Annotated in this window: 16 protein-coding genes; 15 read left to right on the top strand and 1 reads right to left on the bottom strand. The window is 48.6% G+C overall.

Annotated elements, in window-relative coordinates; all coding sequences use genetic code 11:
* Positions 1-14: 14 nt before the first annotated feature.
* The 10 genes from ACQY69_RS07525 (at position 15) to ACQY69_RS07480 (ending at position 12,584) form a co-directional block, all read left to right on the top strand.
* Positions 15-1,835, top strand: a complete 1,821-nt coding sequence (locus tag ACQY69_RS07525) for an amidohydrolase (RefSeq protein WP_428259913.1) — start codon at positions 15-17, stop codon at positions 1,833-1,835.
* Between the two features lie 314 nt (positions 1,836-2,149).
* A complete protein-coding gene (locus ACQY69_RS07520) occupies positions 2,150-2,944 on the top strand; it encodes a response regulator transcription factor (RefSeq protein WP_428259911.1) in 795 nt (264 codons plus the stop codon).
* Positions 2,945-3,328: 384 nt separating this feature from the next.
* Positions 3,329-4,726 (top strand): aminotransferase class III-fold pyridoxal phosphate-dependent enzyme, encoded by a 1,398-nt coding sequence (locus tag ACQY69_RS07515; protein ID WP_428259909.1) that lies wholly within the window; start codon positions 3,329-3,331, stop codon positions 4,724-4,726.
* Positions 4,727-4,914: 188 nt separating this feature from the next.
* On the top strand, positions 4,915-5,742 hold the full coding sequence (locus ACQY69_RS07510; protein ID WP_428259907.1) for a segregation and condensation protein A: 828 nt from the start codon (positions 4,915-4,917) through the stop codon (positions 5,740-5,742).
* A complete protein-coding gene (gene scpB / locus ACQY69_RS07505; protein ID WP_428259905.1) occupies positions 5,732-6,337 on the top strand; it encodes an SMC-Scp complex subunit ScpB in 606 nt (201 codons plus the stop codon). Before ACQY69_RS07510 ends, scpB begins: the two co-directional genes overlap by 11 nt.
* Before the next feature lie 53 nt (positions 6,338-6,390).
* Positions 6,391-7,239, top strand: coding sequence for a D-alanyl-D-alanine carboxypeptidase family protein (locus ACQY69_RS07500; RefSeq protein ID WP_428259903.1), 849 nt, complete (start codon positions 6,391-6,393; stop codon positions 7,237-7,239).
* Between the two features lie 64 nt (positions 7,240-7,303).
* Complete coding sequence (locus ACQY69_RS07495) at positions 7,304-8,356, top strand: hypothetical protein (protein WP_428259901.1); 1,053 nt, start codon at positions 7,304-7,306, stop codon at positions 8,354-8,356.
* A gap of 12 nt (positions 8,357-8,368) precedes the next feature.
* Entirely contained in the window at positions 8,369-10,132 is a 1,764-nt protein-coding gene (locus tag ACQY69_RS07490; RefSeq protein ID WP_428259899.1) for a sensor histidine kinase, read from the top strand.
* A 4-nt stretch (positions 10,133-10,136) separates the two neighbouring features.
* Entirely contained in the window at positions 10,137-10,901 is a 765-nt protein-coding gene (locus ACQY69_RS07485; protein WP_428259897.1) for a Na-translocating system protein MpsC family protein, read from the top strand.
* A 183-nt stretch (positions 10,902-11,084) separates the two neighbouring features.
* Positions 11,085-12,584, top strand: a complete 1,500-nt coding sequence (locus ACQY69_RS07480; protein ID WP_428259895.1) for an amino acid permease — start codon at positions 11,085-11,087, stop codon at positions 12,582-12,584.
* A gap of 112 nt (positions 12,585-12,696) precedes the next feature.
* Here ACQY69_RS07480 and ACQY69_RS07475 read toward each other — a convergent pair whose 3' ends face one another.
* The gene (locus tag ACQY69_RS07475) at positions 12,697-13,293 is read right to left on the bottom strand and encodes a TetR/AcrR family transcriptional regulator (RefSeq protein WP_428259893.1); all 597 of its coding nucleotides are present in this window, start codon (positions 13,291-13,293) and stop codon (positions 12,697-12,699) included.
* 288 nt (positions 13,294-13,581) lie between these two features.
* On the opposite strand from ACQY69_RS07475, the gene ACQY69_RS07470 reads away from it, so the two are divergent.
* The 5 genes from ACQY69_RS07470 (at position 13,582) to ACQY69_RS07450 (ending at position 21,461) form a co-directional block, all read left to right on the top strand.
* Entirely contained in the window at positions 13,582-15,498 is a 1,917-nt protein-coding gene (locus ACQY69_RS07470; protein WP_428259891.1) for an FAD-dependent oxidoreductase, read from the top strand.
* An 86-nt stretch (positions 15,499-15,584) separates the two neighbouring features.
* A complete protein-coding gene (locus ACQY69_RS07465; protein ID WP_428259889.1) occupies positions 15,585-17,093 on the top strand; it encodes an MFS transporter in 1,509 nt (502 codons plus the stop codon).
* A gap of 48 nt (positions 17,094-17,141) precedes the next feature.
* Positions 17,142-17,894: an SDR family NAD(P)-dependent oxidoreductase gene (locus tag ACQY69_RS07460; protein WP_428259887.1), complete on the top strand. Its 753-nt coding sequence runs from the start codon at positions 17,142-17,144 to the stop codon at positions 17,892-17,894.
* Between the two features lie 71 nt (positions 17,895-17,965).
* Positions 17,966-19,288 carry a hypothetical protein gene (locus ACQY69_RS07455; RefSeq protein ID WP_428259885.1) on the top strand — a complete coding sequence of 441 codons (1,323 nt, stop codon included), beginning with the start codon at positions 17,966-17,968 and terminating at the stop codon, positions 19,286-19,288.
* 793 nt (positions 19,289-20,081) lie between these two features.
* On the top strand, positions 20,082-21,461 hold the full coding sequence (locus ACQY69_RS07450; protein ID WP_428261032.1) for a TrpB-like pyridoxal phosphate-dependent enzyme: 1,380 nt from the start codon (positions 20,082-20,084) through the stop codon (positions 21,459-21,461).
* Positions 21,462-21,531: the final 70 nt, after the last annotated feature.

The raw sequence follows: 21,531 nt of genomic DNA, 5'->3' as shown, positions 1-21,531 counted from the left end.
GATAGGAGAGAAAAATGAGAAAGAAGAAGCTTACTAAAGTTCTGGCGCTTCTGATGTCCGCTGGCATGGCGGTGACATTGGGAAGCTGCGGGCAGGGTGGTGGAGAACCATCCAACATTATCATCACTAACGCCAATGTTTATACTGTGGACGAGAAAGGGACTACAGCGGAAGCAGTCGTAGTACAGGATGGAGTGATCGAGTACGTAGGTGATGAAGCGGGAGCGATGGAATATGAGGACGGAGACAGCAGAGTCATAGATGCTAATGGCAGCACGGTAATGCCGGGAAGCGTGGACGCCCATATGCATCCGGTCATGAGTTCCGTGCAGTACTGCTTTGAAATCGGCCTGCAGGAATACTTTTCTCACGAGGAGTATCTCAAGGCGATAGAGGACTTTGTGAAGGAACATCCTGACCAGGAGGTGTACACCGGCGCGGGATTCATGAGATCCCTCTATGATGCGGTGGGCCCAAGGAAGGAAGATCTCGATAAGATATCGTCTGATAAGCCTATAATGCTCACATCAGCCGACGGACACTCGACCTGGGTGAATTCCAAGGCTCTGGAGATGGCCGGTATAACAGCTGAGACTGAGGATCCTGAAGGGGGAGTGATCCAGCGCGATCCTGAGACGGGAGAGCCTTCCGGACTGCTTCAGGAGTCCGCTGCAAAGCTGGTAGCTGATCTGAAGCCTGAGTATACGAAGGATCAGTATAAGGAAGCTATAACCTGGCTGCAGGAATGGCTCAACGAACGAGGTATAACGACGATCTATGATGCCAGCATAGGCCTGGAGGATGAGGCTGTATATATGGCCTACCAGGAGATGGCTGAAGCCGGTGAGCTGACTGTCAGGGTACGAGGCATATGGAGCATGGCTCCTGAGATGGGAGACGTGGAGGAGCTTTCGGCCAGGATAGACGAAGGGATCGCCAAATCTGAGGAATTTACGACTGACTACTTCCAGATCATCGGATTCAAATTCTTCGCTGACCAGGTCCTGGAGGAAGGAACCGCGTACATAGACGGCCAGTACAGTGAGGAATACGGCGGCGGAAGCGGGATAAAGGTATGGGATGACGATGTGCTGGCGGAACTCTTTACGAAGATAGACGCGGCTGGTTATCAGATACATATACATCAGATCGGGAACGCGGCTGCCACATATGCCCTTGACGCGCTGGAGGCGGCCAGGGAAGCCAACGGTGAGAACGACAGCAGACATACTTTTGTACACACTCAATATGTAAGTGATGAGAACATCGCCAGGATGGCAGAGCTCAACATGAACGCGATAATCGCTCCGTATTGGTCCGTAAGGGATGATTACTACTATGATATATACGTTCCGGCAGTAGGACAGGAGGCTGCTGACAACATGTATCCGGCTCAGAGCTTCGTGGACGCAGGACTTAACGTAGCTACTCACAGCGATTTCTTCGTTACAGAGCCTGACCTGGGATGGTTGTACTACAGCGCCGTCACCAGGACGCTTCCTCAGAAGATATTTGACTTCTGGTACGAGGGAATGGACGGATATGTGAGGACGACAGACAGGGAAGCCGTAGCTGAAGGAGATGAATACGTGATAGGACCTCTCAAACCTTACGATGAGTGCATGAAACTCGAGGACATCGTGAAGGCGTCGACCTATGGAGGCGCGTACGCGTGCTTCATGGAGGATGAGATAGGAAGCCTGGAAAAGGGAAAGAAAGCAGACCTGCTGATATTGGATCAGAATATATTCGAATCGGATATAGAGGATGTTTCCAATCTTAAGGTGAAAACTACAATCTTTGACGGAAAGGTGGTTTTCGAAGAGGAAGAGTAGAATCTGAAGCGGTGGCGATACCGTGAGACTGTGTAAGACTTTTGACGACTGAGTTAAATGAAGATATAATAAACCGGTGAGGATCATCGGTTTATTATTTTGGAGGAATAATAATGTCACCCCTGTTGCTTTTGACATCTGTATTTATGATAGTAGTAATGACTGCTGTATCATTTATGATAATCGTTATCGCCAGAGAAAAGAAAAGTGATATAGGCAGGGGACTGTGCGCTTTGAGCGTATTTCTGCTGTCACATATGATTTTTGCATTTTTCCAATATTGCTTTTTACATGGTTCTGTTGATGAAAGAATTATGAAAGTATTGGTAGTGGTGGCAGATTCATTTTACTTCTGTTTCGTGGCGGCATGGATAAACGTTATAAATATACTGTATGAAAGTTTAAGGGGACGACGGCTGTTGAATATGACAGTGATAAAGAGATGTATAGTCGGGTTTGCTGTTGTCATCGAAGGTGTGATAATTTTGGGAGATGATATAGTTCTTGTCATCGAGAGATATGTTCCTGTTAGCGCGGAGCTCCATACAGTTATAACGGTGCTCAATTTTTTGTTCGTCTTATTTGTCCTGTTGATAGGGATGGGAGCTTTCGTGATAGCTATAAGAAATAGCGATAAAAGCTCCTGTAGAAACAGCTGCCTGTTTTTCAGCGGAATGCTGGATCTTTACATGCTTTGGGTAGCGGTATTTGACTACATCAATGTGAATCGGGGATGGGAAAGCTCTGCGGTAATCACCTCCATCGATCCCATATTTCTAATATGTACTGTCGTTGATGTGGCGATACTTGTCTTTTTCTTTAAAGGGAGATTCCTGGAGGAAAAGGAGGAGGTTCCAAGAGGGAGAGAAGAAGTGATGGAAGCTTTTTCCGAGAAGTATAATCTCACCAGACGTGAGCGGGAAGTTCTCATGTGTGTATGTGCGGGGCTTTCGAATCCGCAGATAGCGGAAGAACTGACTATTTCGGAATATACGGTAAAGCGGCACGTTAATAATATTTTTCAGAAGACAGGGGTGAAAAACAGGTACGGCCTCATGTCGAAAGTCATGGAAGGACAGGGCTGTGAGAAAGGTGTGAGGTGTCCATGAGAAAAAGCAAATAAAAATTTCTGTAATATGTGTTGAAAAGGAAACTTGTAGGGAAAATAGTTTAGAAGAATATGAAAAAAGAATTTTGTATCATTTTCAAGAAAATAATATCGAAAAAGATACAAAATTAATCAAAAAAATCCCTTAAAAGTAAAAAAAAGCATCAAGAAAAATAAAAAATTATAATTGTTTTCAAAATTTTAAACCCTTGAAAACCCATGGAAATCAAGGATTTGTCAGAAAATTTATTATTTTGAAAGGCAAAATAATCACCTTGGTTGATAATGTTGGCATGAATATTGAATATATAAATAGACAGAAGTTACATCGATTGCCGTTAATTTCAGGCGGCGAAAGAAAAAACCTAAAAAAGGGAGGATAACTATGACAGAAAGAAACATGCAGGCGGCTTTGGAAGAAGCCAAAAGAGTTGTTGCCATGATCGAGGCTGACGAGCTTACTGAAGAGCAGAAAGCCAGCGTCATCAAAGACTCTATTGCCAACTTCAACGAAAACTACAACCCAGGATGGCTGGAATACAGAAAATCAGTATCAACTGACTCCGCATTCGTTGAATGGGGTGACGGCGGTGAAGACGGTTCCCTGTTCGTAGACGTATACGGAACTGAGTTTATCGACTGCCTCGGCGGATTCGGTATATTCGCATGCGGACATAACAACCAGGAAATCAAGAAGACTGTAAAGGCTCAGCTGGACAGATACTGCCTCCACTCCCAGGAGCTGGTTGACCCACTCAGAGGTTATCTCTGCAAGCTGTTAGCTATGATCACTCCTGGAGATCTGCAGTACTCATTCCTGACTAACGGTGGTGCTGAGGCTATGGAAATGGCTATGAAGCTGGCCAGACTGGCTACAGGCGGAAGATGGTACATATCCACAGTTAACGCTTTCCACGGCAAGTCCATGGGCGCTATCTCCCTCGGTGGTAAGGGTTCGTACAGAGAAGACTACATCCCTATGATCCAGCAGGTACAGCACGTTGAATATGGTAACGCTGACGCTACAAGAGCTGCAGTTGCTAACCTGACTGCTGTTGGTGAAAAGGTTGCCGCTATCGTTGTTGAGCCTATCCAGGGTGAAGGCGGAGTTAACATTCCACCAGATGGATACCTCAAAGAGCTGAGAGCTATCGCTGACGAGTATGGCTGCTGCCTGATCTTCGACGAGATCCAGACTGGTCTTGGAAGAACTGGTACGATGTGGAGATGCGACTACGAAGGAGTTACTCCTGATATCATGACTTTCGGTAAGGCTTCGTCCGGCGGTGTTGTTCCTATCACTGGTATCATCGCTAGACCTTGGACTTATGAGAAGTCCGGCGTAGGCACTGGAACTGAAGGAAAGATGTTCGACAATCCATGGATCCTGGGATCCCCTACATTCGGCGGAAACCCTCTGGCATGCGCTGCTTTCATAGCAACTATCAAGTACATGCTCGAGAACGACATCCCTGGACAGATGAAGGCAAAGGGCGACTACTATCTGGAAGGACTGAAGAAGCTGCATGAGAAGTATCCTACAGTTCTTACTACTTACAGAGGCGCTGGACTCCTGATCTGCATGGAATTCCCAGAAGCAGAAATCGGACACGAAGTAACTAAGGAGCTGTTCGCGAGAAAGGTAATGGTTGCCGGAACTCTCGTAAATGCAAAGACAGTAAGAATCGAGCCACCTGCAACTCAGAGCTACGAGACTATCGACAAGGTTCTGGCTGCTCTGGACGAGTCGCTTGCTGCTGTTAAGGCTGCTTACAAGCTGTAAGGACAGACACATAAATAAGTAGATGAGAATATCGGTGTAATATTCATCTAAATACCTCAAGACCCCGCCGTCAGGCGGGGTTTTGGCTTTGCTGGAGATATCTCAGGACCTGTCATTTGATTTTCCATGCCATGCTGTGGTAAAATGTAATAATTGTATGACGGATGGATCTTGCTATGGAGGAAAAGATGGGATACAGAGTCAAGACCGATGTTTTTGAAGGCCCTTTTGCTCTGATGGTGTATCTGATAGAGCATGCCCGGATGAGCATATACGATATCAGGATCGCGGAGATCACCGATCAGTATCTGGAATATGTAGGTGATATGGAAAAGGCAGACGTGGGCGCCGCCTCCGAGTTCATGGCGCTGGCCGCCCTGCTTCTGGAAATAAAGTCCAAGATGCTGCTGCCGAGAGCTCCTGTAAGTACAGGAGAGGGAGAAGCGGTGGAGGATCCCAGGACTGAGCTGGTAGCCAAACTGCTGGAATATAAGAAGTTCAAGGCCGCTTCTGAGATGCTGGAGAGACGCATGGAAGAAAACAGCGGCTTTCTGGAAAAACCTCAGGAAGATCTGAACGAGTATACCGGTGAACCTGACGAATACCTGGCGCTGGACATAGAGCAGTTCGTATCGGCTTTCGAGAGGTTTCTGGACAGGAAGAGAAAGCTGGAAGAGATCAGGCGCCATCATATGAGAAGTGAAAGGCAACGTATAACGACGGAGCTCAGGATGGAGGACATCAGGACGTTCTTTAAGGAAAGGCCGGGCAGAGAAGCGGATTTCAGGGAGCTTGTGCAGAAAAAAAACGACAGGTATGATACGGCTGTGACTTTTTCATCGGTGCTGGAAATGATGAAGCAGCAGCGTCTGGAAGCCCGGCAGCATCGGCTTTTCGGTGATATAATGGTGCGAGCGACAAAAAGGCTGATGGCGGAACCGGATGCAGGTTCAGCAGGTGATGGGGCTAACGCGACTGAAGATACAGAGGTGAAGGAGATGGAGAATGGCCAGTAGGAAGACTATAAAATCAGCGATAGAGTCCATGATGTTCATCTGGGGCGAGCCCCTGGGAGTCAAGGAAATGGCAGAGATATTCAACGAGGATAAAGAGGAGATATATGCCTGCTGCAGGGAACTTAAGGAGGAATACGAGCGGGAAAGCCGAGGTATCGTTATCAGAGAGGTCAACAAAAGCTTTCAGTTCGTAACGAGAAAGGAGAACCTGGGGTACATAGAGAGACTGTGTACACCTGTGAAACGCAGGAAGCTGACACAGTCGGCGCTGGAAGTGCTGGCCATCATCGCCTACAGACAGCCTGTTACCAAAGGCGAAATAGAAGCGGTAAGAGGTATCAAATGCGACAGGGTGATAGAGGGCCTGGAGAAAAAGGGGCTGGTTACTCAGGTAGGAAGATCTGAGGCTGTGGGAAGGCCTATGCTTTACGGGACTACCGACATTTTCCTTAAACAGTTTGGATTCGAGACGTTGAAGGAGCTGCCGGATATAGGCGATATAGAAGGAGTGGGAGAAGATGACCAGTTGACAGCTTTTGATTCGGAAGGGCTGTATGCTCAGCAGATATCGCTGGATCTTCCCGAAAAGAAATAATAACTGTAATAACATCCCTTGCTGCCGCGTAATGTGACAGAGGGGATTTTTTTATGAACAGGAAAAAGACCATATTTATATTAGCTGTAGTACTGGCGGTGGCAGCGGGCTTCGGCTTGTATGTACAGGAGCATGGCATCGTCGATACATCGGGCGGAAATATTGGTATTTCGGCAGGACAGGCGATTTTGATAGAAGGCGATACGGGACGGGTGCTTTATGAAAAGTGCGCTGACCAGAAGGCGTATCCGGCCAGCACCACTAAGATAATGACCGCGCTTGTGACGCTGGAAGTGCTGGAAAGGTACGACAGCCCTATAGGGCAAAAGGTGACTGTCCCTGCGTCGGCGCAGGGCGTGGAAGGCTCGTCCATATACCTGGAGGCAGGGGAGAAAATATCAGTAGAGGATCTGCTCTACGGTCTCATGCTGGTATCGGGCAACGACGCGGCTGAGGCTTTAGCAGAGATCATAGGCGGGGGCCGGGAGAATTTCGTCGCAATGATGAACGACAGGGCGGAGGAGCTGGGGTGCGATGGAACTCATTTTACCAATCCAAGCGGACTTTTTGATGAGGATCATTACACGACAGTGCGGGACATGGCGATCATCGCAAGGGAGGCCATGAAAAACGATGTTTTCAGAAAAATAGTGGCATCACCATCCAGAAAAGCAGAGCGCAGTATGAGCGAGTACATAGGATTCATCAATAAGAACAAGACGATAAGGCAATATGAAGGCGGGAACGGGATAAAGATAGGATATACGCAGAGCTCCGGAAGGACGCTGGTGGCATCGGCGACCAGAGAAGGGCGGACGATGATAGCTGTTGTCATGAGCGCGCCCGACTGGTTTGAGGACGCTTATCGGTTGATGGACTACGGATTCGCGCGTGGAAAATGAACTCCTTCCCTTCGAGACGCATAGTATAGAAGATACGAAAATATGCGTGTTTGGGGAGGAAACCATGACATATATAAATGAATTGTGTGCCGATATAGGCACGGACAACTGCCCGTGTCCGCTGGCGGAAACAGGCGACTGTCTTGTATGCAGCAGATTGGCGGGGCGTGGAGAATGCAACTGCCGGTGGGCCGGTGTGTGCGTGTATAACGAGTACATCCAGAATGGCGGAGCCGTACTACAGAGGCGGGAAGACCGCCCCGTCGAGATATTGAAAAAAACATGGTATGGCAGCGATTTGCTGGTGCTTGTGCTGAAAGTGTCGAAAGGCTTTGCTCTCAGGGCATCACGGCCAGGCAGCTTCGTATTCGTCAATCCTGTAGGGAGGAGCGCCGTTTCAAATGTGCCTGTCTCAATAATGAGAACGGATGCGGAAGAGGGTAAGATATTCCTGGCGATCAGGATCATTTCGGCGAAAACTAAGGCTGTGGCCGAGGCGGAAGATATGCTGATGCTTAGAGGTGTGTACAGGAACGGTCTGCTGGGAGGAGGTCTTCCGGGTCTGAGAGATGATGTCAGGAGCGTCAGAGCAGGAGGATCCGCGTCAGGGCAGGGAAAGCCGCAGGAAAGGCGATGGCTGGTGATGACAAAAGGAGCAGGGTTCGCACCTGCTGTCAATCTGTTGACAGCCGCCGACGGAAAGGTGAGGACAGATCTGCTGATAGATACTGAAAAGATAGGGGAGGAGATGATTTCGGATAATCTGAGGACAGTGAAAGGTATGGATGATGGGATGGTAAAGGCCGGCGCTGTATCGCTGCTGGAAATGACGGAGGTCTTGAAGGCGGAACGAGCAAAGGGAAGATATCCGTCTCCTCCGGGAATCGATAAAGTGGAGGCTTATGACAGGGTTATGATCCTGGCGTCGGATTATTATATAAAGACGCTGGCGGAGTGCCTGGAAATACCGTCGCGGAAGCTGGTGTTCTGCAATAATTTCAGGATGTGCTGCGGAGAAGGGATCTGCGGGGCATGCGGACACACTGACAGAACCGGACATGTGAGCAAGATGTGCAAATGCAGGAACGTAGATGTTGGAGAACTGTTGGGTGTATGATATAATCCAAATATGAACAAGACTCTCATTAAGACCATTTGTCTGATAGTGGTATTTTCAATGACTATCGCTTTCACGATAGGCGCCGTAGCGACGCTCAACAGTACATCTTATCTCAGCGATGAGATAGATGAGAAGATAGTGGCCGTCACAGAAGATTACGCCAACGATTTCAGCGCCGAGTTCAACCATATGGAAGGACTCACTGACTCATTGGCATCCTATGTGGCGACCACATTTGACGTGGATGGCTTTGAGGCAGAGCCGATCTCGTATATGGACAGCTACATGGAAGAAGTGGCGGAGATGATAAAAAGCAATCTGGAGACCATAAAGAGCGCTCACAGCCTCTACGTCACCTTCAATCCCGAACTGACCGGAAGGAATGATGAGGTGTGGTATGTGGTTCGTGATAACGGGGAGACAGAGGAAATATTCGCGGACAAAAACAACAAGAGAAGCTTCGAACTTCCCTATGAAAAAAATATGGAATATTTTTTCAAGCCTCAGGGAAAGGACTACGGAGTCTGGATATCCTCATACTACGATGAGGATATAAATGAGGATGTCTTCTCGTATTCCGTCGCGATATATGTGGATCAGATGTTTATAGGCGTGGCGGGAGCTGATATAAACGCTGACGATATCACTCAGGTGATCGAAGATATGAGTCTGTACGATGGCGGCCATTCCGCATTGTTGGACGAGAACTATCAGTTCATCATCAGGAACGACGAGGAGTCGGAAGATGAGGAGGCTATCATAGGCAAGGCGCTGGCCGCGGAAGTTTCTGAAGACTCCGATGCCCGTTCGGGTATGGTACAGTATGAATTCGACGGAAAGGAGAAGATCCTCAGTTATTCCAAGCTGCGAAACGGATGGACCTTTATCACGACTCAGCCGGAAGATACGGTATATGGTCCTATAAATGCCGTGACTCGTACCATGATGCTGATGGGCTTGTTCCTGGCTATTATTTTCGCGGCGTTCCTCATTGCTTTCGCCAGACCATTCATAAAGAAGACGAATACTTTGGAAGAAGAAAACAGAGAGCTGGAGATAATCACCATATACCAGTCGAGACAGGCGAAGATAGGGGAGATGGTAGGTAACATAACTCACCAGTGGAAGCAGCCGTTGAATACGATAAACCTGATATTGGCTAATCTGCTGGACAGCTATCGATATGGCGATCTGGACGAGAGGCGGCTGGAGAAGAGTGTCCATAAAGTGGAGAACATCGTGGGCGAGATGTCGGAGACCATAACCGACTTTTCGGAATTCCTCAAGCCGACGAAGGAAAAAGTCTCCTTTGATGTTGTGGATTGTGTTGACAGCGCTATTTCTCTGATGGAGGAAAGTATCAATCTCCATAAGATAAAGATAAATATCGTCTGCGATACGGAGCGGAAGGCATATGGCTATTACAACGATATGACCCATGTGATATTCAATTTGCTGAACAACGCCAGAGACGCTATCGTCGACGCTCATCCGGACGAGAGGAATATAGCGGTGGAAGTTTCCGATGAAGGAGATATGATAAGGATATCCGTATTCAATACAGGAGAGGGTATAGATCCTCAATACAGTCAGCGTATATTCGAGCCTTATTTCACGACCAGAGAGGAATCGGGCGGGACAGGATTGGGCCTCTATATTTCCCGCTGTATCGTGGAGGACAGGCTGAACGGCAGTATCTCCATGAAAAATATGAAAGGCGGAGTGGAATTCGACGTTACGATACCGGCCAGCCGGGAGAAGAAGGAGCAATAAGACTATGGATACAGATGAGATCTTGAAAAATATGAAGGTGCTGTATGTGGAGGATGATGAGGCGGCCAGGGAAGAATTGGCCGACGTGCTGAAGCGGCGTGTCGGGAAGGTTCTTGTAGGCGAGAATGGGCAGCGCGGTCTGGAGCTTTATGAGGATTTTCGCCCCGATATCATCATCGCGGATTTTTATATGCCCGAGCTTGACGGGATAGAGATGCTGAAGCAGCTGAGGGAGCAGGGCAGTGAAGCGAGAGCTGTCGTGGTTTCTGCCGTCAGTGATGTGAACATAGTGTTGAGCGCCATAGATGTAGGGATAGATAAATACGTGCTGAAGCCAGTCAATGTCCAGGAACTGTTGAAGGTCATGGAAGATCAGGCCAGGGCTATCTATGAGAAGAAGCGGAAGAGCGACGCGGTATTGCCGGAAAACAAGAAGAAGATAGAAGACGAGATCAAGCGGGAGTTCTCATCCCTTCTCAAGACTATGACCGGTAAAGGCCCGAGAAACGTCAGCGTGTTCATGAACAGCGATACCATTGAATTGGTCGCTGCGGAAGTTTTAACAGTTTTTGAAAAAAATCTCCTTGACAATTTTCAGAACATTGCTATAATCAGATATATCAGAGAACTGTTCTTCTCCGTGAAGGCGGATACGTTGTGCGATATGATCTTGAGGATATCAGGCCGAAAGGTCATGTTGAGCGAGATCCGTATCAATGTGGAGAACGATAAAAACAAGTTAATATTCACCATAGACCGGAACGAGTGATGCCCGGATCAACTCATGAGCGGTGATCGGGGAAGCGCTTCGGGAAAGATGGTGTCTGGCAAGTTTTGTAAGCTTGAACGGATAATATATCTACGGCTGTTTAGGACCATACAATTGATTTTGTATGGTCCTTTTTAGTTATTATCATTATTTTTATTCTTAATGGAAAAAGGAGGTTAAAGTATGCTGGACGGCGAAAAAGGCAGAGAAGTCGAACTGGAAAGAGAAGGCGAACTGATCCGCGGTATAAAGGGCTGGCAGGTAACGTTCATCGGTCTCGGCGGCGTTATCGGATCGTGTTATTTCCTGGGGCTGGGGCTCAGCATCCAGACCATGGGGCCGGCAGTGCTGCTGGCATTTGTTATCGTAGGTATCATCATCTACGCGGTAATGACATCTTATGCGGAATTATTGGTAAACGTCCCTAGAAAGGGGTCATTCATTTCTTACACGAAAGAATTCCTGGGGCCTCAATGGTCCATAGGAATGGGCTGGGCGTTCTGGTGTAACTGGGTAGCCTATGTGCCATCTGAAGCTGTGGCGATGGCGACGGTACTGGTATACGTTACGGGGATCGACAGCAATACGTTCTACATAGCGACAGCCATAGGCGCTATGGCGGCGATAACAATAATCAATATCTCCGCTGTAAATGTATTTGCCAAGATCGAATCGGGTCTTGCCATAACCAAGGTCGTAATAATCATTCTGTTTGCTATACTGGCATTCGGTATCTGGGTAGGTCTCTGGGGAAGCGAAGAATTCCTGGGTGGCAGTGTCAACTTTGGCGGCGACAGCAGCATCATGGATTCGTTCTTCCCTAACGGAGCACTGATAGTATTCACTCAGATGACGCTGGTACTGGTAACCTGTCAAGGCACAGAGATAGTAGGCCTGGCGGCGGCAGAATCTCAGAATCCTGAGAAATCGGTACCTAAGGCATGCAGAAGCGTAACATGGAGACTGCTGGGACTCTATATAATCCCTATAATCCTCGTTCTGCTGGTATATCCTTGGGATCTGGCAAATGATGAAAATCCTGTATTCGCTGACATAATGAATCAATATGACATGGGATTCTTCGGAATGGTAATGTCAGCTGTAGTAATAGTCGCTGCCTTCTCCTGTGCTAACACAGGCTTCTATGGAACAGTAAGAGCGATGTATGGCCTGGCTACTGAAGGTCTTGCTCCTAAGTTCCTGACGAAGGTAACGAAGAACGGAAATCCGAGAAATTGCGTATGGTTCACAGTAGCATGCATGTGGGTAGTCCTGGTTCTTGGTCTGGTATCGGAGCTCACCGGCGCTCTCGAAACTCTGTACGGAAGCCTGCTTTCTATCTCAGGATTCACAGGAACGCTGGCCTGGATAGGTATCTGTATGTCGCAGGTAGTTATGAGAAAGAGACTCAAGGAGCGTGGATATGATCCTAACGAGTGTCTCAAAGCCAGAGTCAATAAGAATCTGTTATGGCTGCCTGTAGCTGCTGCCATAGTTCAGACGGTATGCCTCGTAATGCTTGTGATCGAGGATCAGCTGGTATTCGGTATAGCTACCGCAGCTGTAGTGGTACCTATGATCGTAAGGTATATCAACGTGAAGAGAGGAAAGGCAAGAGACGTCATCATGCTGGATCAGGGCGAAAAGTCCTTCGACGATCTCTTCCCGCCACTTAACAAATAAAGACCCTGAATTACATTAAGATACAACAGCAAAAGGAGAGGCTGTCGCAAACATAGATTGCGGCAGCCCTTCTTTTTTATTCTATTTAAATGTTTGACGGATCGGAATGTATCTAGCGCAGATCTTCATCGGGCGCATAATCCGATCCTAAAACGGTGTTGAGGGTTTTCAGATAATATGCATCGAGATCGAAATTACCGTTTTCAGCCGCCCAGGTAATCGTTATGCCGCGAAGGGCGTCGTAAAGGATAAACGCCATGTCGCGGGCATTTGCGGGGTTTGAGATCTCGCCCGAATCACGCGCATTTTCTATTATTTGGACAGCGGTATCGAACATATGGGTGTCCTGAGGAAAGTTTCCCTTCTTTCCCGATCTGAAACCGCTGATATATACCTGCATGGTAAGATCGGGCCCCATGTTTATCGTATTTCTGCTGTATGTATGTATGATCTCCCAGAGTATGCCGAGATTCGTTTTTCGGTTGACCATAGCGGAAATGAGTTTTTCGGCTCTGACTCCCGTCAAATCGGTAACGCCGCTTATCAGTTCATCCTTGGACTTATAGTGATAATAGAAAGTGCGCTTTGTGATGCCTGCGGCGTCGCAGATCTGCATCACGGTAACGTTATCGTAACCGCGTTCCCTGAAAAGCTTTATGGCTTCTTCAAGGATCCTGTCTTTGGTGTTCGTATCGTTTTTCCTTTTCATATTTCAATATGCCTCCCGTTGATCTGTGAGAGAAGACAGCAATCGTAAAGCTGATATATCAAAAGGATCGTCCTCTCATAGAATATTGTAACAAAAGAAACGGAACATGACCATATCTGTTAAAAAATTATCGTTATAGCCTTGACAATGGTCTGTGCGTGTGGTATTATTTGCACAAAATGTTACCAAAGTATAATAAAACGTTACTCAAAAGTGAATATAGTATAACGACATAACAATTTGTGGTCAAGTATATTCACATCACGGAAAGCGAAAGGGAAGTGCAAAATGAAGCTATTTGAAGAGTTAAAGGTTGGTAACCTGACACTGAAAAACCGCGTTGTCCTCGCACCTATGGGCAACACGACAGACACGAGCAACAGTTTCAATACGCGCGATATCAACTATTTTGAGGAGCGCGCTAAGGGCGGTTGCGGCCTCATAATGACCGGCGCGGTTCAGGCCAGCGAGTTGTTTGAACCTGCGGCATGCCAGAAGCTTACCGGTAATAAGGACGTTTATATGCTCCATACTCTTGCAGAGCGTGTTCATTTCTACGGAGCGAAGCTGGGTATCCAGCTTTCGCCGGGAATAGGCCGTATGAACTGGATCGATCCGCATACGCCGCCTTATTCGTCCAGCCCGATCCCAAATTACTATAAGCCGGATCTCATCTGCCGAGAGATGCCGACGGAAGGGGTCAAGCAACTGGTAAAAGCCGTAGGCGAGAGTGCCAAGCTGGCTAAGGATGCGGGAGTGGACATCATCGAAGTACACGCATACGGAGGATATCTCATCGACCAGTTCTCATCAGCCAAATGGAATCACCGTACAGATGAGTATGGCGGCAGCTTTGAAAACCGTACGCGTTTTCTCTTCGAGATACTTGAAGAGATCCGCAAGACCTGCGGCCGCGACTATCCGATCGCGGTAAAAATGACCCTCGACAGCGTTGACGATGAGGAACGTCCTCTGGAAGAGGGCCTGGCCATAGCCAAACGGCTGGCTGAGTTCCCTGTGGACCTCATACACATCGGCCGAGGATCGTATTCATGTCGATGGAGGATGGTGAGCAGTGTATATCAGCCTAAGGGATTCGATCTGGAGGCTGCGCGTATGGTCAGAGATGTGATAGGTGACGTACCGCTCATGGCCCACGGCAAGCTCAATCACGCCGATGTATCGGAAGCCGCTCTGGAAAACGGCGATGTGGATCTTATCGCTATCGGTCATGGTATGATTGCGGAGCCGCACTGGGCTAACAAGGTCAAGACAGGCAAGACCGATGAGATAAATCCGTGTATCGGATGTGGAGAGTGCCATTTCAACGCCATGAAGGGATGGGCCCGTCCATGTGCCGTAAATCCGCTCTGTCTCCACGAAAAGGATTTCGAATTCCCGCCGGCAGACAGAGATATGACGATACTGGTCATAGGCGCAGGCCCGGGAGGTATGAAGGCGGCAGCGACTGCAGCCGAAAGAGGGTTTAAAGTCATACTTTGTGAAAAGAATACCTATATGGGCGGCAATCTATACGCTGCCGGAACACCGAGATTCAAGCGTGATGCACTCGCGCAGGTAAACTATCTCATCAGACAGGTATACAGGCATGGAGTGGATGTTCGTCTCGGTCAGGCGATAACTATTGATGATGTCAGGAAGATTGATCCGGACTACGTTGTAGTCGCTTCTGGCGCCGATCCGGTGATAATAAGGGTTCCGGGATATGATAAAACGCATGTGAGCACTGCGGTAGACGTGCTTACCGATAAGGTTCGGGTTGGCAACAGGGTCGCTGTCATCGGCGGCGGAGAAGTGGGCTGTGAGTTGAGTACCGAACTGAGTATGCAGGGTAAGGACGTTACCGTGATAGAGGCCCTTGACGGTATTTTGAAGAACGGTCAGAGTTTCGTTGCCAATGAACAGAACCTCAGATACCTTGTCGATCACTCAGGCACAAAGATAATGACCGGTACGAAGCTCGTGGAGATCCTTGACGAAGGAATTGTTGTAGAGCGTGATGGAAAGAACGAGAAGATAGAATGTGATTCCGTCGTATTTGCCGCAGGGTTCAGGGCAAATCACGATCTCTATGTGAGCATAAAGGCTGCCGGTTATGAATGCGTTCAGGTGGGTGACAACGTCAAGCCGGGCAAAGTGATAAATGCGATCCATGAAGGATATCACTACATGCGTGTCCTTTAATATAAAGTTACAGCAGGAAGATCATTAGCCTCTGCGGACGATGTCCTGTCTGCAGAGGCGGAAAACGGAGAGGAAAGGAAAAACCAATGTCTACAGATACTTTATCAAAGACTAACGGAGCCGTAAACGATGACAACGACGTTATCGTTTACATAGATCCTAAAAAGCGCGCTATCGTTACGATAGCTCTGTTAGTAGGCTTTTTCGGTATTCATTTTTACATGCGTGCTTTCAGCATGTGTACGAACTACATAATGGCAGACTGGAATGCCGGCGAGTTTTATTCTGCGGGTAAAGCATTACAGACAGCCATCATGGTCGTCGCCACATCTGTGTCTGCGTATTTCATCCCAAGCTGGGGAATAAAGAAGATAATGGGCGGATCTCTGATAATCGTTATACTTTGTAATATAGGAACGCTGCTTGCACCTAATCTCGGGGTTTTTCTCGTGTGCGTCATGCTGCAGGGCGTAGGTAATGCAGGCCTCATCAGTAACATGATAAGTCTGATGAATAAGATATGGCCGCCGTCAAAGCGTGCCATGTGGCTGTCCACGCTCGGAGTGACTCAGGGTATCGCGGCGCTTGTAGTCCCTACACTTGCCGGTGTTATGATAGATACTTTGGGGTGGCAGAGTGTTTATTACCTCATGATAGCGATTCAGGCCATCGGGCTGATACTGACTCTGGTAGTTACACCGTCCGACACACGTCAGAGGAATTATACACCGAAAAAATTCGATGTCATCGGAACTGTCGTGTTCGTTATCTGGGTGTGCTGCTGCGTGCTCGCATGCAACTTCGGAAACACCTGGGGCTGGACGAATCCGAGCATCATAATAATGCTTGCGGCTACGATCGTGGGTCTTATCATATTCGTAGTGTATGAATACAGGCATAGTGAAACGGCTATTTTCCCTGTGAAACTCTTTAAGGACAATCTCAACTGTACATGGATATTCATTCAGGCTTTTGCCTCCTGCGTCGTATGCATGGGTCAGTTCGTATTCCTGATCTATTACATGCAGGCCATCATGGGAACTTCGGCAACCGTATCAGCATTGCCGTTCACACTGTTTTCCATAGGTACGCTGGTAATGCCTACGGTATATGCTGCGATCTATAAGAAGACGGGCAAGATAAAGGCTCTGCTGGCATTGACGATGATTCTTGTAACGTTCAATGCGCTGCTTTACGGAATAGTTCTTTCGCCTACGTGCAGTCTGGGCATCATATTCGCCATATCGGTACTCGGAGGTCTGGGTCATGCGTCATGCGTCAACCTCTGCTACAGTGCCGCTGAAGCGTATATGCCGGAGAGCAGGATATCCGACGGAAATCAGGTGGCTTATATAGCGATATGCCTTGCGGGCTCTGTAGGTCTTGCGATCCTGCAGGCGATAGCCAATGTCGTTTCCTCCGGGCAGGTGGCATCCGGAGTTGATGAGATAACGGCCAGAAGCGCGGGATATGCTACCGCATTTATCGTTGCTGCATTGTTTGGCGTGATAGGTATCATCGCATCGCTGCTTCTCAACAAGAAGATCAAGGAGAGAGGCGATGTTGCTGCTGAAGGTGCGAATGCGGACGCTTAATATATCAAACAGAAATATTGAACGGAAAATTTATACGGAGGTATGGATATGTCAGATAAAAAGTACGGAATAGTTACGGGCGCTTCCCGTGGTCTGGGTGCCGCGATAGCTGAAGAGCTGGCTCGCGAAGGTTACGATCTCGTTATAACTTATTCGGGTCAGCAGGCAAAGGCAGAAGAAGTAAAGGCACGCCTTGAGAAAGAATACGGCGTGAGGATAGAGACGTATAAGATCTCGATCCAGAATGAAAATGAAGTTGCCGAATTCCGAAAGTGGGCGGAAGAGAACATGGGTACGGATCTTGTAGTACTGGTGAACAATGCAGGGACTTACTGCAACGTACCTGCAGACGAGATCGATACGAAGCTGTTCTGTGATACGATAAATGTAAATGTCAACGGAACGTTCTTCATGTGCCGCTACTTCGTGGATCTCATGAAGTCAAATCACTTCGGAAAGATAATAAATCTCTGTTCTGCTGTGGGCCTGCGTGCAGCGCCGGGATCAATAGCATATGCAAGCAGCAAGTTTGCCGTTCGCGGCATGACTCAGGCACTGGCACTGGATCTTGGAAAGTACAACATACAGGTCAACGCCATAGCACCGGGAGCGCATAAGACCGACATGTACTACGATGCATATAAGATCGATCCCGAACTCATGGATACGCGTACAAAGCAGTGCCCGCTCCAGCGTGCGGGAGAAGTATCGGAGATGTGGTACGTTGTACGTTACTTCATGGAGTCCGACTTCGTAACAGGTCAGGTAGTATCGCCTAATGGCGGCACAACGATGGTTTGATATATAGATATACGGCGTAGATGTGCCGGGCAGCCATACCGGCTGCCCGGCTTTGACAATGGAGAGAAGACATGGAATATATCAGTATGATAATCGGCCTGGCGATCGTTGTCACTCTGATGGTCAGAGGCTGGAATCCGGTGATAATAGGTATCGCTGCCGCCGCCGCAGTAATATTCCTCAACGGGATGCCGTACGGAGACACGATGACGGACGTATTCTTCCCGGCGTTTGCAGGGATGTTTGAAACACTGTTTCCGATAATATTCTCGGGAAGCCTTATTGCAGAGACGTATAAGCGTTCCGGCGCTGTAGTGGTGATAGCGGATAAGCTCTGCAACCTGATGTTCAGGGAAGGCCTTTCGCCTACCAGAATGTATGTTATGGCGATACTTTCGATGGTTGTCGTTTCCGGTGTCATCTGCTACTGCGGCATGAATTCGCTGGTCATGCTTATGACGATGTATCCTATAGCTCTGCGCATAATGGAGAGGGCGGATATCCCCAAGAGGTTCGTAATGGGTATACTTTCGGGAGGAGTTTATACATTTGCAATGAGTGCGCCCGGTTCGGCCGAAGTGGTAAATAATCTGGCTATGCAGGCGCTGGGGACTCCCTCTTATGCAGGGCTTTGCGGAGGAATTTTTGCGGCAGTCGTGGAAGTGGTCATAATGACGACCGTAATGACTGTGATGATAAAAAGAGATGTCGCAAGGGGTATGCACTTTGAGTATGGGCCGCAGGATAAGGTATATGAGCATGATGCCGACAATCCGGCTCCGAATCTGTTCATGGCGCTATTGCCGCTCATAGTTCTCATCGTGCTTTTCAACTTTTTCGGTGTCGGCATATTCTCGGCAACCATGATAGCGTGGCTGCTGTCGGTAGTGCTGTTTTTCAGACACATAGATGGCGGGAAGGGCTTTCTGGAATGCTGTGCCGACGGAGGCAAAAGCGCTTTCGGACCTGTGAGCTCGGTGGGCGCAATGGTTGGATTCACGGCGATAGTGCAGACGCTTCCGGCATTCCAGAGTATGCTGGACAGCATTTTTGAAATGGATATACCTGCGGTGGCGATACTGATACTGGCAATCTCGCTGGTGGCGGGACTTACGGGAAGCTCATCTTCAGCGATCCGTATAGGTATCCCGCTTATAGCGGAACGATGTCAGGCGGCCGGTTTGAGCCCTGCGCTCATACATCGTGTGAGCTGCTATGCATGCTCGACCATAGATACGCTGCCATGGTCGACGGCGATAATCATCAATCTGGGCATCGCGGACCTGAAGATGAAGGACGGCTATCCGCCTATGTTCGTTGCTACATGCCTCGCAACGTGCTGCGGCACCATAGCCTGTGCCCTGTTCATGTACATGTTTCCGAACCTGCCCTGATCATGAAGATACGGGCGCAGTTGAAAGAAAGGAAATTCCCGGGTCTGCGATCTGCGCCGGGCCTTCGGCCATGTGATGCCGGGTGATGCGGGTGATGCGGGTGAATAGCGCCCGATTATCGTTATTTTTCTTCCGGCATCCATTAGCGATAGAATTCGCCGTTTTTCGGACGGTTTTGTGAAGAGAATATCGCAGATGGAGATTTTAAGGCTCATAGCGATAGCAAATTGACAATATATGGATATTTGCTATCGCTATTTAAATTTCAGACTGTGATAGCGATAATCCGGTCGCGAAAAGCCGCGAAAACAGCCCGATACTATCGTTGACCCGTGCTGTTTTGACAAAAAGCGATAGTCGGTACCGCAGAGAGGTACCGCAGAGAGCGATCTGGAAAAAATGCTTGACAAAGGCGGCGATCATGAATATAATTGCATCATAGTAATTCAATAACACTTTAAACCGATGATTAAGAGTAGTAGGTTCGGATCGAAACTCGAAGAGAGCCGCGGATGGTGGGATGCGGCAGCGGAGACCGGATTGAATGGACTTATGAGGGCAGACGAAAGGAAAGCGCGTCAATGACGCGGCGCCGAGTAGCAACTGACGGGATCTCCGCCCGTTACAAAGGGAGCACGTATGAAGCTGTACGTGAAAAGATGGGGATATCGTGTATATTCCCGGGTGGCATAGCAAAAGCAGCGCTTTTGTCCCGTAGCTTGGACAGGAGCGCTTTTCTATTATGTCATGTCCGCATCGGTGATATCAGGGATCAGAAAGGAGAAAGACAATGATCACTAAAGTACCACACAGGCTGTATCTCACGGAAGACCAGATACCTCAGCAATGGTATAACCTCAGAGCGGACATGAAGGAGCAGCCCGCTCCCATGATAAATCCGGCGACGGGAAAACCTGCCGAGCTGGAGGATCTCTATCCCGTGTTCTGCAAAGAGCTTGCGGCACAGGAGATGGACGGCAAAACGAGATATTTCGACATACCGGACGAGGTGATGGACATATATAAGATATACAGACCGGCGCCTCTCTGCAGGGCGTACAATCTCGAAAAGGCCCTCGACACTCCGGCGAAGATATACTACAAGTTCGAAGGCAACAACACGTCGGGAAGCCACAAGCTCAATTCTGCGGTAGCCCAGGCGTATTACGCGAAGAAAGAGGGTCTCAGGGGAGTGACGACGGAAACGGGAGCCGGACAGTGGGGAACGGCCCTGTCTGAGGCATGCTCCTACTTCGGCCTCGATCTGGAGGTTTATATGGTGAAGGTATCATTTCAGCAAAAGCCTTTCAGGAAGGATATCATGAAGACATTCGGAGCTAAGGTCTTCGCATCCCCGTCAGACAGGACGGAAGCCGGAAGGAAGATACTGGCGGAGGATCCGGATAACAGCGGGAGCCTGGGATGCGCCATTTCCGAGGCGGTGGAGAGAGCCGTTACAAGTGATGGTTACAAATACGTGCTGGGGTCTGTCCTCAACCAGGTGGTGCTGCATCAGTCCATAATAGGACTGGAATCAAAGCTGGCCATGGAGATGCTGGATGAGTATCCTGATATTGTTATCGGATGTGCCGGAGGCGGCTCAAACCTGGGCGGGATAATCGCGCCGTTCATGCAGGATAAGCTGACAGGAAAAGCATCCCCGAGAATAGTGGCTGTGGAACCGGCCTCATGCCCGTCCCTTACGAGAGGCGTATATAAATATGATTTCTGCGATACAGGCAAGATCACACCGATGGCAAAGATGTATACCCTGGGATGCACTTTCAAGCCGTCGGCCAATCACGCCGGAGGTCTGAGATATCACGGCATGTCGCCGATACTTTCCAAACTGTATCATGACAAGTATATGGAGGCTGTATCTTACGAGCAGACTAAAGTATTTGAAGCGGCTGTGCAGTTCGCCAAGCTGGAGACTATACTTCCGGCGCCTGAATCGGCTCACGCCATCAGAGGCGCTATCGATGAGGCTATCAGATGCAGGGAAGCGGGGGAATCAAAGACGATCCTGTTCGGCCTTACGGGGACAGGATATTTCGATATGACGGCTTATGCCGCTTACAACGAAGGGAACATGAGTGATTACGTCCCTTCAGATGAGGATCTGAAGCCGGCCATCGATGCGTTGCCTAAAATACCAGGGATCCAGGAATAGGGAAGAAACAGAGAAAAACAGGAAAAGGGTGGTAAGGGCCATATAAAAGCTTGATTCTGTAAAATACAGG

It is taken from the genome of Gallibacter sp. Marseille-QA0791, from assembly GCF_965119705.1.
GTDB lineage: Bacteria > Bacillota > Clostridia > Peptostreptococcales > Anaerovoracaceae > Lentihominibacter > Lentihominibacter excrementipullorum.
Note: the sequence above shows the minus strand (reverse complement) of the source record. Positions and strands in the feature narration are given on the sequence as shown.

Coding starts and splice junctions, on each gene's coding strand:
- ACQY69_RS07520 (WP_428259911.1), top strand. CDS start 2,150: ATGAAAGTATTGGTAGTGGTGGCAGATTCATTTTACTTCTGTTTCGTG.
- ACQY69_RS07475 (WP_428259893.1), bottom strand. CDS start 13,293: ATGAAAAGGAAAAACGATACGAACACCAAAGACAGGATCCTTGAAGAA.
- ACQY69_RS07465 (WP_428259889.1), top strand. CDS start 15,585: ATGTCTACAGATACTTTATCAAAGACTAACGGAGCCGTAAACGATGAC.
- ACQY69_RS07485 (WP_428259897.1), top strand. CDS start 10,137: ATGGATACAGATGAGATCTTGAAAAATATGAAGGTGCTGTATGTGGAG.
- ACQY69_RS07515 (WP_428259909.1), top strand. CDS start 3,329: ATGACAGAAAGAAACATGCAGGCGGCTTTGGAAGAAGCCAAAAGAGTT.
- ACQY69_RS07480 (WP_428259895.1), top strand. CDS start 11,085: ATGCTGGACGGCGAAAAAGGCAGAGAAGTCGAACTGGAAAGAGAAGGC.
- scpB (WP_428259905.1), top strand. CDS start 5,732: ATGGCCAGTAGGAAGACTATAAAATCAGCGATAGAGTCCATGATGTTC.
- ACQY69_RS07455 (WP_428259885.1), top strand. CDS start 17,966: ATGGAATATATCAGTATGATAATCGGCCTGGCGATCGTTGTCACTCTG.
- ACQY69_RS07470 (WP_428259891.1), top strand. CDS start 13,582: ATGAAGCTATTTGAAGAGTTAAAGGTTGGTAACCTGACACTGAAAAAC.
- ACQY69_RS07495 (WP_428259901.1), top strand. CDS start 7,304: ATGACATATATAAATGAATTGTGTGCCGATATAGGCACGGACAACTGC.
- ACQY69_RS07525 (WP_428259913.1), top strand. CDS start 15: ATGAGAAAGAAGAAGCTTACTAAAGTTCTGGCGCTTCTGATGTCCGCT.
- ACQY69_RS07510 (WP_428259907.1), top strand. CDS start 4,915: ATGGGATACAGAGTCAAGACCGATGTTTTTGAAGGCCCTTTTGCTCTG.
- ACQY69_RS07500 (WP_428259903.1), top strand. CDS start 6,391: ATGAACAGGAAAAAGACCATATTTATATTAGCTGTAGTACTGGCGGTG.
- ACQY69_RS07490 (WP_428259899.1), top strand. CDS start 8,369: ATGAACAAGACTCTCATTAAGACCATTTGTCTGATAGTGGTATTTTCA.
- ACQY69_RS07460 (WP_428259887.1), top strand. CDS start 17,142: ATGTCAGATAAAAAGTACGGAATAGTTACGGGCGCTTCCCGTGGTCTG.